General features: G+C 56.9%; 13 protein-coding genes. 5 read left to right on the top strand and 8 right to left on the bottom strand.

Features of this window, described 5'->3' with window-relative positions:
* Window positions 1-24 precede the first annotated feature (24 nt).
* The 5 genes from PGH32_RS13100 to PGH32_RS13080 are packed head-to-tail and all read right to left on the bottom strand — an operon-like array spanning window position 25 to window position 4,297.
* Window positions 25-591 (bottom strand): RBBP9/YdeN family alpha/beta hydrolase, encoded by a 567-nt coding sequence (locus tag PGH32_RS13100; protein WP_337894233.1) that lies wholly within the window; start codon window positions 589-591, stop codon window positions 25-27.
* A 60-nt stretch (window positions 592-651) separates the two neighbouring features.
* Window positions 652-1,155 carry an Lrp/AsnC family transcriptional regulator gene (locus tag PGH32_RS13095; protein WP_314422628.1) on the bottom strand — a complete coding sequence of 168 codons (504 nt, stop codon included), beginning with the start codon at window positions 1,153-1,155 and terminating at the stop codon, window positions 652-654.
* Between the two features lie 7 nt (window positions 1,156-1,162).
* Window positions 1,163-2,533, bottom strand: a complete 1,371-nt coding sequence (locus PGH32_RS13090) for an aspartate aminotransferase family protein (RefSeq protein WP_337894232.1) — start codon at window positions 2,531-2,533, stop codon at window positions 1,163-1,165.
* Window positions 2,530-3,594, bottom strand: coding sequence for a phosphotransferase (locus PGH32_RS13085; RefSeq protein WP_337894231.1), 1,065 nt, complete (start codon window positions 3,592-3,594; stop codon window positions 2,530-2,532). The genes PGH32_RS13090 and PGH32_RS13085 overlap by 4 nt, the downstream gene beginning before the upstream one ends.
* Window positions 3,595-3,631: 37 nt before the next feature.
* Entirely contained in the window at window positions 3,632-4,297 is a 666-nt protein-coding gene (locus tag PGH32_RS13080; RefSeq protein WP_337894230.1) for a haloacid dehalogenase type II, read from the bottom strand.
* 403 nt (window positions 4,298-4,700) lie between these two features.
* On the opposite strand from PGH32_RS13080, the gene PGH32_RS13075 reads away from it, so the two are divergent.
* The 3 genes from PGH32_RS13075 to PGH32_RS13065 all read left to right on the top strand — a co-directional run bounded on the left by PGH32_RS13075 (window position 4,701) and on the right by PGH32_RS13065 (window position 9,824).
* Window positions 4,701-6,137 (top strand): VasL domain-containing protein, encoded by a 1,437-nt coding sequence (locus PGH32_RS13075; protein ID WP_337894229.1) that lies wholly within the window; start codon window positions 4,701-4,703, stop codon window positions 6,135-6,137.
* Window positions 6,138-6,433: 296 nt separating this feature from the next.
* Complete coding sequence (locus tag PGH32_RS13070) at window positions 6,434-7,717, top strand: HlyD family secretion protein (RefSeq protein ID WP_314422654.1); 1,284 nt, start codon at window positions 6,434-6,436, stop codon at window positions 7,715-7,717.
* Complete coding sequence (locus PGH32_RS13065; protein ID WP_337894228.1) at window positions 7,710-9,824, top strand: peptidase domain-containing ABC transporter; 2,115 nt, start codon at window positions 7,710-7,712, stop codon at window positions 9,822-9,824. The genes PGH32_RS13070 and PGH32_RS13065 overlap by 8 nt, the downstream gene beginning before the upstream one ends.
* A 93-nt stretch (window positions 9,825-9,917) precedes the next feature.
* Here PGH32_RS13065 and PGH32_RS13060 read toward each other — a convergent pair whose 3' ends face one another.
* Both PGH32_RS13060 and PGH32_RS13055 read right to left on the bottom strand, forming a co-directional pair.
* Window positions 9,918-11,372 (bottom strand): UbiD family decarboxylase, encoded by a 1,455-nt coding sequence (locus PGH32_RS13060; protein WP_337894227.1) that lies wholly within the window; start codon window positions 11,370-11,372, stop codon window positions 9,918-9,920.
* A gap of 36 nt (window positions 11,373-11,408) precedes the next feature.
* Window positions 11,409-11,960, bottom strand: a complete 552-nt coding sequence (locus PGH32_RS13055) for a non-oxidative hydroxyarylic acid decarboxylases subunit B (protein ID WP_314422674.1) — start codon at window positions 11,958-11,960, stop codon at window positions 11,409-11,411.
* A gap of 96 nt (window positions 11,961-12,056) precedes the next feature.
* Here PGH32_RS13055 and PGH32_RS13050 point away from each other — a divergent pair, with 96 nt between their 5' ends.
* Window positions 12,057-12,518 carry a MarR family winged helix-turn-helix transcriptional regulator gene (locus PGH32_RS13050; protein ID WP_314422681.1) on the top strand — a complete coding sequence of 154 codons (462 nt, stop codon included), beginning with the start codon at window positions 12,057-12,059 and terminating at the stop codon, window positions 12,516-12,518.
* Between the two features lie 5 nt (window positions 12,519-12,523).
* Window positions 12,524-13,552 (top strand): GlxA family transcriptional regulator, encoded by a 1,029-nt coding sequence (locus PGH32_RS13045; protein ID WP_314422683.1) that lies wholly within the window; start codon window positions 12,524-12,526, stop codon window positions 13,550-13,552.
* 36 nt (window positions 13,553-13,588) lie between these two features.
* Here PGH32_RS13045 and PGH32_RS13040 read toward each other — a convergent pair whose 3' ends face one another.
* Window positions 13,589-14,968, bottom strand: a complete 1,380-nt coding sequence (locus PGH32_RS13040) for an MFS transporter (protein WP_337894226.1) — start codon at window positions 14,966-14,968, stop codon at window positions 13,589-13,591.
* Window positions 14,969-15,035 lie beyond the last annotated feature (67 nt).

Raw genomic sequence — 15,035 nt, 5'->3', positions numbered from 1 at the left:
CGGTACTTCCGGCATAGGGGGGCATTACGCCGAAATAAAGCGGCGCAAAAGTTGCAAAACCAACGGCAGTTCGTTCATACCGTTACGGCTGAGGAAATGCCCACAGTCGGGCAGCGCGTAGAAAGGGGCGTTGAGCTGCTGACTGAAGCGTAGCGAGAGTACGGGGGGAACAATATCGTCGTTGAGCGACGCAATAACCGCACGGTGCGGTACCTGCTGCACAACGCGGGATGACTCAAACGGCAACGACATAAACGTGTCCAGCTCGGGCAGCGGGGGCACCGCCTCGCTGAAGCCTGCCACCATAATCACCCCGGCGGCATCCTGCCCGGCGGGCTGTCGGTTCAGATAACGCAGAGCGGTGATGCAGCCGAGACTGTGGCCAACAAACCAGGTCTGGCTGTCCACTTCGCCAACGCATTCCGCCAGCGCGGCCTGCCATGCCTGGTCCTCGGGATGCTGTGAGTCCGGCAGTGCAGGGACGGTGACCGTGAAACCCAGCGCCTGGGCTTCACGCTTCAGCCAGTCAAACCAGTGATGGTGCGGGCCGGCCGTATAGCCGTGAACGATAAACAAGCGAGGTGCTGCCATGACGTTTTAGCTCCAGTGAAGGGGAATTGCCCAACAGCATAGCGGGATAACGCGGCGATCTCACTTCCAACTGGGCTGGCCCTTCGCAATGACCAGCAGAGGCTCCGCCCGCTGCTGGTAAGGTTGGCGTAATACGATGCGGCTGGCGAATTTATCAATACCGATCTCATCTTCCAAAAGGCGATCCATCAGATCCTGAAACATAGACACATTCGGCGCGATAATTTTCAGCAGATAATCGTAGCCACCGCTGACGTTGTAGCATTCGACGATTTCACGGTACTTGCTTGCACCCATCTCAAACTTGCGAAAATCAGCGGGGTAGTGGCTGCTGAGGGTTATTTCAGAAAACACCACGACGTTGCTGCCCAGCTTGTCCAGCGCGATTTTGGCACTGTAGCCCGCGATGACGCCGCTCTGCTCCAGGCGTTTGGTTCGCGTCAGACACGGGCTGGGACTGAGGCTTATCGCCTCAGCCAGTTCCAGGTTTGAGCAGCGGCCCTCGCGCTGAAGATGCTCGAGTATTCTGAGGTCTGCGTGATCAAGGGATTTTGAATTTGGCATAAACTGACTATACCACAGGCGTTAACGGCTCGGCACGTGCCGCCATCGCTTCCGTCAGCGCCTCGTCGAGTGCAGCGATCACCATTCCGGCCTGCTCTTCGGTCAGGATCAGCGGCGGGCGGATTTTCAGCACATTGTGTCCCTTCGCGCAGGCGCTCAGCAGGATACCTTTCTGCCGCATCCGGTTAACCACCTGGCTGGTCAGCCAGCGATCCGGGGTGCGCGCATCGCGATCGGATACCAGCTCCACCCCCACGAACAGGCCCGCACCGCGAACGTCACCGATGGCATCGTGCCGTGCCTGCAGCCCGGAAATCCCCTCAAGCAGAACGTTACCGACCCGTCGCGCCTGTGCAATCACATCATCCCGTTCGATGGTCTGCAGTACGGCCAGGGCCGCAGCGCAGGAGACGGTATTGCCAGCAAACGTATTGAAGTATCGCGAACGCTGGCCGAACTCCTCCAGCACATCGGCCGTTGCCAGCAGGCCGGCTATCGGCTGACCGTTACCCATCGGCTTGCCGAGGGTGACGATATCGGGAATAACGCCGTGGCGCTGGAAGCCCCACATGTGCTCACCGGTCCGGCCAAAGCCGGGCTGCACTTCATCGGCAATGAACAGGCCACCGGCCCGTTTGATCGCCTCGACCGCGCCCTTAAGGAAGCCCACCGGGCCTGGCAGAATGCCGTCGCTGGTGAATAACGAGTCGACAATCAGCATCGCAGGCTTGATGCCGTGACGCTGCAGATCGGCGATGGCGGCTTCAACATCCCGGGTAAAGCGTTCGTTCAGATCGCTGCCTTCAGCGTGATAGTCACACGGAGCAGGCACCAGGCGCACATGCGGCCCCAGATCGACCGAGGTGCCCAGCGAGGGGGAGAACTGGGAAACCGCGTCGGTAATGCCATGATAAGCCGTCTCGGTCACGATAACCCCGGTGCCGCCGGTACGCAGCTTGGCGATACGGTAAGCGAGATCGTTCGCTTCGCTGCCCGTACAGGTCAGCATCAGGTGGGCCAGGTTAGTTTCCGGAACGGTTGCCAGTAACCGTTCGGCCAGCTCAAGAATGGTGTCATGCAGGTAGCGGGTATTAGTCGCCAGGGTCTGAACCTGTCGGCAGATCGCTTCACTGACCGCCGGGTGGCAGTGCCCAAGCGACGTCACATTGTTGTAAACGTCCAGATAACGGCGTCCATCGGCATCAATCAGCCACGCACCTTCACCGCGTACAATATGCAGTGGGTGCTCATACATCAGGCGATAGGCCGGCCCCAGCAGGGTATCGCGGCGTTGGATCATTTCAGCGGTCAATGGCCCGACGTTGGCACGACCGGGAATGTAGGCGTTTACCATATTCAAATCTGTTGTGCTTTTCATGACTTTCTCCCGTTTCGAATTTCGGATAACAGCCGATCGCGCGCGCTTTCGCGGGGGAGATCGGCCATTTGTGACAGGGCTTCCCAGGCTGCGGGATTGTGTCTCAGGATGTACTCGCGATTGTGAGGGTAGCGAACCGCACGCCACTCCGAGATCAGGGCGGTGATCAGATGGCGGGTGGCCATCAGGTCGGTCACTATCTCCTGCTCCGGTTCAGTGAGTGCAAGCGTCCGGTGGTAAGCGCCAACGAACTGGGCGGGGCCTTCGAACGGGTCCTCAGATCCCGCCATATGGAATGCCGCAGCGGTGGCCACTTCACCGACCAGCGGCGCATGCAGCAGGTCGCCGAAGTCAATGATCCCGGTGAGGCGGTTCTGGTCTTCCGGCGCGACGAGCACGTTATAGAGGTGAAAATCGTTGTGAATCACCTGAGCACGCAGCATGGGAAGAACCGGCAAAACATGCTGCTTAAAACGCGTCATAAATTCCCCGGCAAGCGCCCGGCGCGCGGGGTCGGTCAGACTGTCCAGCTGTTCCGTCAGGCGGTGTGCTGCCGAGACGTTCCACAGCAGGTCGTGGCTGGCGGCAGGATGTGAAAACCCTTCAAGGGACAGATTAAGCCTGGCCAGACAGGCTCCCATGGCTCGGCGCTGTTCGGGCGTACGTACCGTTTCCTTGATCTGCACGCCATCCAGATAGCTGAGCATGCGGACAATAGTGTTTGACCCGTCGCACCACGTGACGTTTTCACGGGTCTGACCGGCCCGCGTGCGAACAACGCGTGGGATAGGCAGATCCGCCGCTGCGCCGGCGATATGGTTGAGAGCCGCAATCTGGAAATCAACGATCGACGCAGATTCAGACGGATTGCTGATCTTGAAGACATAGCGCGTACCGTCGGCCTGCTCAATACAGCAGTTCTGGTCGCGCTCACCGGCCAGCAGGCGAACGGTGCCTTCAATTCCGTACAGGTCAGTGACCCGCGATCGTATCTCTGCAAGAGAGACGGCGGGGGCCGCGGTGTTTAGTGCAGCCGCCTCGCCCGGGTGTTCCTTAAGCATCATTTTCCTCGCTTCATCTGCGTCTTCCCGGTCAGGATTACAGGCCAAGCAGGCCTGGAAGCTGGCGGAAGTCGGTGATCCGACTGACGTCATAACCATCAACGCTGGGCTCATGCCCGCGATCGATGAACGCTTTTGCCATAAAACCGAGGTCGCAGGCCGTCATCAGGTCATAGCGGAAGCTGGATGAGCAGTGCATCATCTGCTCAGGCCCGCAGCCCAGCTGGTCGAACATATACTCGAAGATCTGTGCACGCGGCTTATAGGCACGCGCTTCTTCTGCGGTGTACACGGCGTGAAAAGGCGCTTTGAGATGGGCGATGCTGTGTGGAATGAGATCGACCATTGAATTGGACAGGATCACCAAAGGAATGTGGCGGGCAACCTGTTCCAGCGTTTCGACCACGTGGGGATGCGGCTGCCAGGTCGGCACCGCGTTATACAGCGCCAGCGCATCGGAAGCGCGGTATTCAACATCGTGTGCGCGACACGCCCGCTGGATCGCGTTTTCCACCACCTGCAGGAATGGCTTCCAGTCACCCAGCACTTCATCAAGCCGGTAGAAGCGGAAACTTTCGAGGAAGGCAGACATCCGTTTATCCTCGACGCGGCCGGCAAAAAGCGTCCTGGCCGTTGGCCCCATTTCGAAGTTGATGAGGGTACCGTAGCAATCAAAACTGATGAATTTTGGCTTAAAAATCATTGAATTAATCCTTTTTGGGTTTCACAAGGAAAAGTATATCCCCCCGTTCGAACACAAAAATTCATAAATTCATGGAAATCGGGCAAGATATTCTCCATTCTCAGCCCCTCTCAGCATTTTTGATTTTCTGAATTACCGCTTTGCACTTTCCCGCCATTTACTGAATGACGTCTCCCGGAGGAATACAGGCGTAATAAAGAGGAGGCTGCTGTTTTAATCATTCCAGTTATTAACGGAAAGCCGGTTTCCCGTATTTTTTCTTTTCTGGTTATAAAGATGTTGCGCTGAATTAAGACTTTTATCCCGAAGTCGCTAATACGAGCATTGCGATGTTATTGATGCTAAATTAAGAGCGTCACTGAAAAAATAAACCTTTAACAGTACACCTGATGGAACGATACGCGTGAAAAAGGACAAACATCTCAGAACCGGCGGCGATCCGCGGGCATTACCGGATTATATCGCGCTGCGCGAAGAATTAATGAAGCTGTCTCATCCCGCCCGCCCGGACGTGGACTGGAAATATACGGAATCCCTGTGTCTCAGGCTGTTTGAAAACAACGGCGTTGAACTGCAAACCGCCGCCTGGTATTTACTGGCGCGTACGCATATTGCTGGCCTGGCGGGCATCAGTGAAGGCCTGGCATTAATTAATGCGCTGAGCACCTGGCAATGGTCAGTGATGTGGCCCGGCAGCACGCCTGCACGAATGGAAATCATTACTGGCCTGAATCAGCGTCTGCAGAAAGCTTTTCGTACGCTGCCGCTGGCAGATCGGGACGATCTGGCACTGCTTTATCAGATTGAAAAAAGCCTGGCGACGTTCATTGAGATACTGACCCGGCACGAACTAAAACAGGCCAGCCGTCTGGACGTGCTCCAGCAGCAGGTGGGGCAGGCAATTACCCGCCTTGAAAACGCGCCGCATGGCGGGGAACCTGAGACGGAAGTGACACTTCCCCCGCAGGCCGTCGCCACCGAGTCTGCGGAATCGCTGTCGGCTTCCGGCCCACGTATTTATGTCGTACATCCCAACCCTGCAGGCGTTACCGGCTCCCCGGGGACGCCCGGCGAGCGGGAGGTGGCCGATACCGATCGCGATGCTGCCGCTGGTTTCCCTCTCGCTGCCCGACCTGCCGGCCAGTGGCCCCGGCGGAGTGCGCGACGGGCGTTTTTCCTCGGGGCCGGGAGTGCGCTGCTGGTGGGCGGGCTGCTGCTGTGGGGAGTCAACGCGCTGATGCAGCCTTCCCCGGCGCAGCGGCAGCTGTCGGCGTCGCTGACGCCGTTACCTGAGCGGCTATCGGCGCAGCAGCTGAGCGAGCTTCGGCACGCTTCGGTCAGCGCGGAAATCCCGGCAGGAAAGCTGCAGGCGCAGCTTAAATGGCTGATGTCGCTGCCGCCGGGCTGGCCGGAGCGCTATGGCCGGGAACTCATTGACCAGGCCCGGATACTGTGGCCGGATAATCCGGCCGTGCGGCAGATGCAGCAGCAATGGCAACGGGAGCTGGAAGACAATGCGCAGCCGGCGAGCGCGCTGGTTAACTGGCACGAGGGCATGCAGAAGCTCCAGAAGCTGGCGGGGCGGCTGAACGGGCTGGATGAAAAGCGCGGAAAATATATGACCGTCAGTGAGCTGAAATCAGAGGTGTTTGCCATCACGCAGGCCTTTAACCGTTCGCTTCCCGTTGAGGAACTGCTGCGACGCTACGATGCGCAATCGCCGGATCTGCAGCCCAGGCAGATAGAAACAGCCCTGGAACAGCTGCAAAAAAGATATGTTTTACTCAGCGATAAGTCAGCGATAAATACGCAGGATAGGCTGGTCACTTCCGAAAATTAATTCGCCAGGATCGGCAGGGGTTTATGCCGATTTTATTGTTGACGTTTTTTCGCTAAAAAATTCCGGACGGCGGATTCTGTTTCTTATTTTTTATTGAATTTGCGCTGGCTGGATTTTTTATTATATGTGCCGTTAATTTCCAGAGTGGTTTTCAACAGGGGGCGTGAATATCTTGTAAATCTCCGCCTGGCGAATTATCATTTGCCACCCCAAATAGCCGACCAACGCTATTTTCCAGACTATATTGACATCGGGCCGAAGGATTCGGTCCTGCTTAAAATCAAGGTTGAGTGTGAATGAGTCGAAAACTATTCCGGCAGGAAGCCGTAGACCACCAGAAAAGTTACTGGAACGGGCGGGTTATTTTACTCAGGGGTGTTTCATCCCTCATTATTTCAGCGTGTTGTCTGACGTTCCTGGCGATTGCCATTGCCATTCTGTGCTTCTTTAATTTTACCCAGCGTATTGATGTTGACGGTGAGGTCATTACCTTGCCCCATCCGCTCAATATCTCTTCGCCACAGGTGGGCTACATCCTTCGCCAGTTTGTTCAGGTGGGGGACAGCGTGACAAAGGGAACCCTCCTGTTTGAGCTGGATGTTTCAAAAACCACCAGCGTGGGTAACGTCAGCGATGCCAGTATTTCCATGGTGCAGGAAAAAATCAGTAATGCAGAAGAGATCATCAGCAAGCTGAAAGAGAACAAGGACGATTTTCTTAAAACGACCCAGCAGCAGATTGCGCGCTATGAAAATTCGCTTAAAGAAACGGATGATATGCTGCTGGCCGCCAGGCGCGGTATGTCCGATATGGAGCGCACGCTGGACGCGTACAACGACTATCTCAAGCAGGGGTTAATCACCAAGGATCAGTACAGCGGCCAGCATTCCCTGTACGTACAGCAGCAAAATACCTACCAGTCCCTCTCTTCACAAAAAATGCAGCTGGAGCTGCAAATTACGCAACTGAGCAGCGATCTGACGACCAAATCTTCCGATATGGATAACCAGATTTCCAGCCAGTACAACCAGCTAAACGACTATCGCACCCAGCTGGTGGAAAGCAGCGCTAACGGAACCATTATGATCAAATCAACCATTGATGGCCGGCTTGAGTCGATCGCCGCTACGCCGGGTCAGATGGTTGAAGCCGGGAGCAGCCTGGCGCAAATCAAGCAGATACACGGCGTAAAGTACTATCTGATGCTGTGGCTCCCGGATACCAGCCTGCCGTATGTCAAACCCGGGGACGTGGTGAATATCCGCTATGATGCTTTCCCTTCCGATAAATTCGGCCAGTTTTCCGGAAAAATCATCTCAATTTCTTCGATGCCCGCAACCCGCAGGGAGTTAAGCGACCTCAACCATCCTGCTGCGAACTCCGAGGCTCCGGTGACGCTGTATAAAACCATTGTGGATATTAAAGATAAGGAGTTCGTCTACAAGGAAAGGAAATTAGTTCTGGCCAACGGACTTAAGGCGAGGAGCGTGGTGTTTATGGAGGAGCGACCGCTCTACATGTGGCTGTTTTCACCCGTATATAAAATAGTGCAGAGCCTAAAGGGACCGGGTGATGAATAACAACGTGCTGGACCAGATTTTTAAACGTATTAATTTTTCCATCCGCAGCAAAGTGCCGGTGATTATTCAGTCCGAAGCCACCGAATGCGGTAACGCCTGTCTGGCGATGGTCTGCGGTTATTACGGTAAAGACATCGATCTGTTCAACTTTCGTAATCGCTACGGATCCTCCTCGCAGGGGGCAACGCTCAACGTACTGGACAGGGTGGCCCATGAGGTCGGCATGAAAAGCCGCGCCCTGTCTCTGGAGCTGGAAGAGATCGGCGAGCTCAGGCTGCCCTGCATCCTGCACTGGTCGCTGAATCACTTTGTGGTTCTGGTGGCGGTAAAAGGCCATCGCTACGTGATTAACGATCCCGCGATGGGCAGGCGGGTGGTGCAGAAGAAAGAGATGTCCGAGAACTTTTCCGGTATCGCCCTGGAGCTCTGGCCCGACAGCCACTTTAAGAAAGAGACGCTGCGGTCCAGGATCAGCCTGAGGGATCTGATGCACAGCATCGTGGGCCTCAAGCCTGCGTTGACCAAAATCTTTATGCTGTCGATCGTCATTGAAATGGTTAATCTGCTGCTGCCGATGGGCACGCAAATGGTCACCGACCACGTTATCCCCCCGCGCGATCACAACCTGCTGCTGGTGATCTGTATCGGGCTGATCTTCTTCACCATTTTCAAAACCTTTGTCAGTATGATCCGCGCCTGGGTATCGCTTAAGCTGGATACCTACACGGACATTCAGTGGAAGACCAGCTTCTTCGATCATCTGCTCAGCCTGCAGCTCTCGTTCTTTGAAAAGCGCAAGCTGGGGGATATTCAGTCGCGCTTCAGCTCGCTGGACACTATCCGTTCGACCTTCACCAACAGCATTGTGACCGGCATTATGGACACCATTATGGCGGTCGGATTGCTGGTGATGCTGTCGCTGTACGGCGGCTGGCTGGTTCTGGTCGTGCTGGGCTTCACGCTCTGCTACATCCTGATCCGCCTGTCGACCTACAAATTCTATCGTGCGATTAATGAGGAACTGATCGTCAAACGCGCCCGCGCGGGGTCGCACTTTATGGAGTCGCTGTACGGTATTGCGACCATCAAATCACTCAACCTGAAGCACCGGCGATCTCAGCACTGGCTGAACACCAACATTGATACCAGCAATGCCACCCTTCGGCAGACGAAATTCGACATGATGTTTGGTGGGATTAACACCTTCATTAACTCGCTCGATCAGGTCGTCATTCTGTGGCTCGGGGCGATGATGGTGATTGATAACAATATGACCCTCGGGATGTTTATGGCGTTTAACGCCTATCGCGGACAGTTTGCCGAGCGGGCCACCTCACTGATTAACCTGACTATCCAGCTGAGAATGCTGTCGCTTCACAATGAGCGTATCTCCGAAATTGCCTACAGCGAGCCGGAGAAGGAGCTGCCGTTTCGTAAGGTGTTTGAGGAGAACACCGGCGTATCGCTGGAGATAAAAGGCGTGAGCTATCAGTATGATGCGCTGTCAAAACCGATCTTCTCTGATGTGAATATCACCATCGCCCCCGGCGAATCGGTGGCGCTGATCGGCACCTCCGGCATTGGTAAGACCACGCTGCTTAAGGTGATGTCCGGCCTGCTGCAGCCGGACAGCGGTGAGATCTTTATCGGCGGGTTTGACGTCAAAAAAATCGGCATCAACAACTTCCGCGCCAGCACCGCCTGCGTGCTGCAGGAAGATCGGCTGTTCTCCGGCTCGATAGCCGACAACATTGCCGGATTTGACGATCGGCAGGATATGGATCTGGTGCAGGCGTGCGCGAAGCGCTGCAATATTCACGATGAAATTATGCATATGCCGATGGGGTACGAAACGATGATCGGCGAGCTGGGCGGCGGGATCTCCGGCGGTCAAAAACAGCGCCTGCTGATTGCGCGCGCGCTGTATCAGAAACCCAACGTGCTGTTTATGGATGAGGCAACCAGCCATCTCGATATGCACAACGAGAAGATGATCAATGCGTCGATCGTGGCGCTGAATATTACCCGCATCATTGTTGCGCACCGACCGTCGACCATTGCCAGCGCCGACAGAATTATCGATCTTTCTCAACCGATAACCGGCTGACGGCCTTAGCGAGCGGCGGTTTTGCTGCAGCCGGGGGGAAGGTGGTTGTTCCCGGCGAACGGTGCCGGGAACGGGATAAACAGGCGTCAGAACTTACCAGTTATCAAGAATGCGCTGGCGAACGTCTTCCGGATAGCCCTGTTCGAACGAGGCGTGAAGATGACGGGTGGTTTGCAGCGTATCAAACACCACCTTCGCGCCTTTCCCCGCGACGTACTCCTCTTCTTCGTAGCACTGCGGCAGGCGGATTACGCGCTGATCCTCAAACACCGCGCGGCGGCCCACCGGATGTACGCGAGTCGACAGCACCCACACCACCTCACGTAAGTTGGTCGGGTCGAAATCGTCATCCACCACGTACACCTTGGGAATGAATACCATCGCGCTGGTTTTAAACAGCACTTCACCGATGCGCTGCGACAGCGCTTCGCTGGAAACGCCCGGCAGCAGCTCGCGCCAGTTTTCCGGCATCACTACCAGCAGCCAGTGCACCGTGGAATCTTCCGGGATCCAGGCCGCTTTCACCGGCAGCCCGGCTTCCCTCAGATAAGTCAGCGCATCCGCCGCCAGCCCAATCGCCCACAGCGTGTGGGACTCATCCGTTGGGCGTCCGGTAATCGACATCGGCCAGATCGGATCGTCGCGATAGGTAATTGCCTCGACATGGAAGGTCGGCTGGGCGGAAGAGCCGGATCCCAGGTAGCCGCCGTACTCGCCGTACGGGCCTTCCTGGCAGTCACGGGTAATAGAAACGTGCCCCTCGATCACAATCTCGGCGGTTGCCGGTACATCAAGATCGATGCTGACCGCCTTCACCACTTCTACAGGCGCACCGGCCAGCGTCCCGATATAGTCCGCTTCATCGGCGTGCGCCGGGATCGGAATGCCGGAAACGCAGGAGATCGCCGGGGCCGGCCCCTGTACCAGCGCATAGGGCATCGGCTCACCGATTTTCACCCATTCTGCCCAGATCTGGCCGATATGCTGGCTCGGCACAATCAGCCCGACCATTCTTTTACCGTCAACTTTCATCACGCGGGCGATCGACCAGTTCACCCATTTACCGTCCGGCGTTTTCACAATCAGCGTGCCCCAGGTATTGGCGTAGCGGCCGCCGTCTTTGTCGTGGGCAAACGGGATCGGGAAGCGATCGAGGGTGGCTTCTTCGCCGCGTAAAATATTCTGCTGGCAGGGCGCGGCAGCCGACGCGACGCGCACCGGCGGAATACCCGGCTTGTGGCGTGCCGCGGACAGCGCCTCAACGATTTCGAGGCCGGTTGATTCCGGCGCCAGTCCCAGCGACATCGCCACGCGGGCATACGGCATATCGCTGCGTGAGGAGAGCGAGGCCGGTGCGCCAAACAGGCGGAAACCGGGTTCAATTCCGGTAATATGATGGAACAGCGGGGCCGGGGACTGAATTTCGTAACTGCGGCGGGTGATCGCGCTGGGTTCAAAATCGCAGTCCACTTCGCGGGTCACGTGCATGATGTCGCCCATGGTATCCAGCGCATCGATAAAACTTCTTAAATCGTCGTAATATTTCATCCGGCTCTCCTGATTCGTAGCGGAAGATGGCGGGCGTTAGCCCCAGCGTTTAGTCAGATCGTTATCAAGACCGAACTGATCGAGAATGCGGGAAACAAAATGATTGATGATGTCATCGATGCTGGCCGGATTGTTATAAAAGGCGGGCATGGGCGGCAGCATCATCGCTCCGGCGCGTGAAAGCGCCAGCATATTTTCCAGATGGATAACGTTCAGCGGCGATTCCCGTGGCACCAGTACCAGTTTTCGCTGTTCTTTCAGCGTAACATCGGCGGCACGGGCAATCAGGCCATCGCCGTAGCCGCCGCGGATGGCGGCCAGGGTTTTCATACTGCAGGGCACCACGACCATGCCGTCAACGCGGAAAGAACCGCTGGAAATGGCGGCCGCCTGATCGTGTTCACTGTAAGTCCTGGAGGCGAGGGCAATAACGTCCTGTACACTGTAGGGCGTTTCCATTTGAATGGTGGCGCGGGCCCACTTGGAGATCACCAGATGGGTTTCTACGTCCAGGTCTTTCAGTGCGGCAAGCAGGCGAACGCCAATTGCCGCGCCTGTAGCACCGGTCATGCCGACAACAAGCTTCATGCGGTTCTCTTTTGATAAACTTTTGGGTTATAGTTTGAGTATAAACAGTTTGAGTTCGAACTATAGAATTATCGTTTTAAGGAGTCAAGACAGTCCATGTCACAAAATCCTGACTTAATTGTTGCTGCCCCCCTGTGGCCACACGGGGACTCGTCGCTGATGCACCTGATGCGCCGCGCCGGGCAGCATTCCACGACCTGTTGGGCACAGTGCGTTGATACCGGTCTGTCCGCCGTGCAGTACGCCATTCTGGTGGTGCTGGCGGAGGAGACCCGCTGCGATCAGCAAACGCTGGGGAATCGCGCCGGATTTGATAAAGCGACGGGAACCTATGTTATCGATCGCATGACAAAGAGCGGGTTGCTGAACGTGGTGATCGATCCGGATAACCGCCGCCGCAAGCTGGTTTCCATGACGGCTGACGGCGAAGCGATGCTGGCAAGGATGGTGGAGCAGGCAAAAAGCGCCGAAAAAACCATCACCTCCGGTCTGAACGAACAGGATATTCGCGATCTGAAGCGCCTGCTGAGCAAGCTGGGCGGATTACAGGAACCCTGAGAACCATGCAGCAACAGATAGCGCCTGAACAAAACGGGGAATCAAAGCCCGATCTGACCATTGGCTTTCTGCTGATGAAGCAGTTCACCCTGGCCTCGGTGGCGGGGCTGGTGGAATCGCTGCGCTTTGCGGCGGATGAGTCGTTCTCCAGCCGCCAGATTTTCTGCCGCTGGGAATGGATGACCTGCGACGATCGGCCGGTCACCGCCAGCTGCGGCCTGCCCGTGTCACCCACGGCGGCGCTGGATTTCTCCCGAAACTGGGATTACTTCGTGGTGGCGGGCGGGCTGCTGGAGGAGACGCGCCAGCCGCCGCAGTGGCTTCTGCAGGCGCTGAGAGAAATCCATGCGCGCAATATCCCCATCATCACCCTGTGCAGCGGTGCGTTTGTGGCGGGCAACGCCGGTCTGCTGGACGGGCGCCAGTGTGCCATTCACTTCACCACCCGCGATGAGTTCCGGCTGCGCTTTCCGAAAGCGATTCCGGTGATCGATAAAACCTACATCAAAGACGGTGGCATCATCTCCTGCCCGGGCGGAACGGCCATCGATCTGGCGGCCGATTTGATCCGCCAGCACTGTGGGCTGGTGCGTTCTCAGAAGGTGCTGAAGTACCTGCTGGTGGATGACACGGCGGTGCCCGCCAGTCGGGCAAAGCAGAAAGAGAATCAGAACCCGCCGGACGTCTATGAAAATGAGGTGGTTAACAAGGTGATCGAACTGATGAAGCATCACCTTGACTCCCCGGTTCCCCTGGCGGAGGTGGCTGCCTTTGCCGGAGTGACGTTCCGCCAGCTGAACCTGATCTTTACGAAATGCACCAGCTATTCGGCGGCGGTGTACTGGCGGAGGATGCGCCTGGAGCAGGCGCGCAAGCTGATGGCCGACTCCAGCAACAGCATCAACGCCATTGCCGCCGCCACCGGGTTTGCCGATGCTTCCCACCTGATCGCCTGGTTCCGCAAGCAGTATGGTGAAACACCCAGCTCTTACCGCAAGCGTCGACGGGAAGTGGAAAAGTTAATTAAACCGTAAAAAAAGGGGCTGCAGTGCAGCCCCTGAGCCAGGGTATCAGGCGTTATTCCGCGACAGATCGCCCCGGCCACGCGCCTTCTGAGGGCGGCCATCGTCCAGGGAGGCGGCATCCTCCAGGTTGCGTGAGGCGGTTTCCGGGGCCAGGAACCAGGAAACGATCAGCCCCACGGCGGTGATCCCGGCGGCGATGTACATGGTTGAACCGATGCCGATGGTTTGTAACGAAATCGGGATAAGCCAGGTACCGACAGCCGCGCCAATGCGCGACATTGAAGTACCAATGCCTACCGCGGCGGCGCGGATTTCGGTGGGGAAAATCTCATTCGGATACACCAGCTGCAGCACCTGCGCACCGCCGATAAACAGGGCATAGGTGCCGAACAGCAGCAGGATCACCGGCGATGGCCCGTCGCGCAGCAGGCCGAGCAGCAGCAGCGCCAGGCCTGACCACAGGAAGCTTTGCAGCAGCAGCCTGCGGCGGCCCAGCGTATTCACCAGTCGGGTGGCGATAACACAGCCGATCACAAACAGCAGCGTAATCGCTACCGACCCGTAGGAGGCCCAGTTGCCGCTCAGGTGCAGCGCGTCCAGCACTTTCGGCGCAAAGGCGTACACGGCAAACACCGGGATCACCGAGCAGGTCCAGAAAATAGTGACAAACGCCATGCGCTTGCCGTAGCCCGAATGCAGCAGATTCATGAAGGACAGGTTTTTGCTTTCGGACGGCATCGAAAGATTCTTCAGGCTGAAGTCGTCGCCGTAGACGCGGCGGATCACGGCTTCCGCTTCCGCATGGCGGCCTTTACCGATCAGCCAGCGTGGAGATTCCGGCGTACCCAGGCGGATAACGAACAGCACCACGCCGATGACGGCGGTGCTGGCCAGCGCGATGCGCCAGGCTTCCGCTCCGCCAAAGTAAAGAATGGCTTCCCCGGTCATGTAGGCGGTGGCGGCCCCGGCAAACCACAGGATGGTTAACGTGGCGAGGCACGGTCCCCGGTATTTTTTCGGCAGAAACTCCACCAGGAACGCGGTGGCCACCGGGTATTCAATTCCTACCGCTACGCCGCTGAGCAGGCGCATGATAAACAGCATTTCACCGCTCTGAACCCAGTACTGCGCCAGCGAACAGAGGATAAACAGCGTGGGGCCAACGAAATAGATCAGGCGTCGGCCCAGGCGGTCGGTCAGTACGCCGCCTAAAAAGCCGCCAAAGAAAATCCCCAACAGCGCCGAGGCGGCAATCAGGCCTTCCCAGAACGCATTCAGCCCTAAAGCCGGCGAGACTTTGGTCATGGCGATGCCGATGATACTCAGCACGTAGCCATCAACGAAGGATCCGCCGCCGGAGCGGACGGTAAGTAATCGGTGGAAGCGGCTGAGCGGCACGTCTTCAACAGAAATATGAGCGGACATTTTAACTCCTGTTTTTCTCCGATACCGTTGAATAAAAAGCACAACATAATGACTGTAATAAGCATGA

This window comes from Erwinia sp. SLM-02, from assembly GCF_037450285.1.
In the GTDB taxonomy this organism is placed as follows: domain Bacteria; phylum Pseudomonadota; class Gammaproteobacteria; order Enterobacterales; family Enterobacteriaceae; genus Erwinia.
The sequence above is the reverse complement of the archived record's forward strand: the minus strand, read 5'-3'. Positions and strand labels throughout refer to the sequence as shown.

Bases quoted from the DNA above. Each gene is read 5' to 3' on its own strand.
- PGH32_RS13100 (WP_337894233.1), bottom strand. From the start codon at position 591: ATGGCAGCACCTCGCTTGTTTATCGTTCACGGCTATACGGCCGGCCCG.
- PGH32_RS13095 (WP_314422628.1), bottom strand. From the start codon at position 1,155: ATGCCAAATTCAAAATCCCTTGATCACGCAGACCTCAGAATACTCGAG.
- PGH32_RS13090 (WP_337894232.1), bottom strand. From the start codon at position 2,533: ATGAAAAGCACAACAGATTTGAATATGGTAAACGCCTACATTCCCGGT.
- PGH32_RS13085 (WP_337894231.1), bottom strand. From the start codon at position 3,594: ATGCTTAAGGAACACCCGGGCGAGGCGGCTGCACTAAACACCGCGGCC.
- PGH32_RS13080 (WP_337894230.1), bottom strand. From the start codon at position 4,297: ATGATTTTTAAGCCAAAATTCATCAGTTTTGATTGCTACGGTACCCTC.
- PGH32_RS13070 (WP_314422654.1), top strand. From the start codon at position 6,434: ATGAGTCGAAAACTATTCCGGCAGGAAGCCGTAGACCACCAGAAAAGT.
- PGH32_RS13065 (WP_337894228.1), top strand. From the start codon at position 7,710: ATGAATAACAACGTGCTGGACCAGATTTTTAAACGTATTAATTTTTCC.
- PGH32_RS13060 (WP_337894227.1), bottom strand. From the start codon at position 11,372: ATGAAATATTACGACGATTTAAGAAGTTTTATCGATGCGCTGGATACC.
- PGH32_RS13055 (WP_314422674.1), bottom strand. From the start codon at position 11,960: ATGAAGCTTGTTGTCGGCATGACCGGTGCTACAGGCGCGGCAATTGGC.
- PGH32_RS13050 (WP_314422681.1), top strand. From the start codon at position 12,057: ATGTCACAAAATCCTGACTTAATTGTTGCTGCCCCCCTGTGGCCACAC.
- PGH32_RS13045 (WP_314422683.1), top strand. From the start codon at position 12,524: ATGCAGCAACAGATAGCGCCTGAACAAAACGGGGAATCAAAGCCCGAT.
- PGH32_RS13040 (WP_337894226.1), bottom strand. From the start codon at position 14,968: ATGTCCGCTCATATTTCTGTTGAAGACGTGCCGCTCAGCCGCTTCCAC.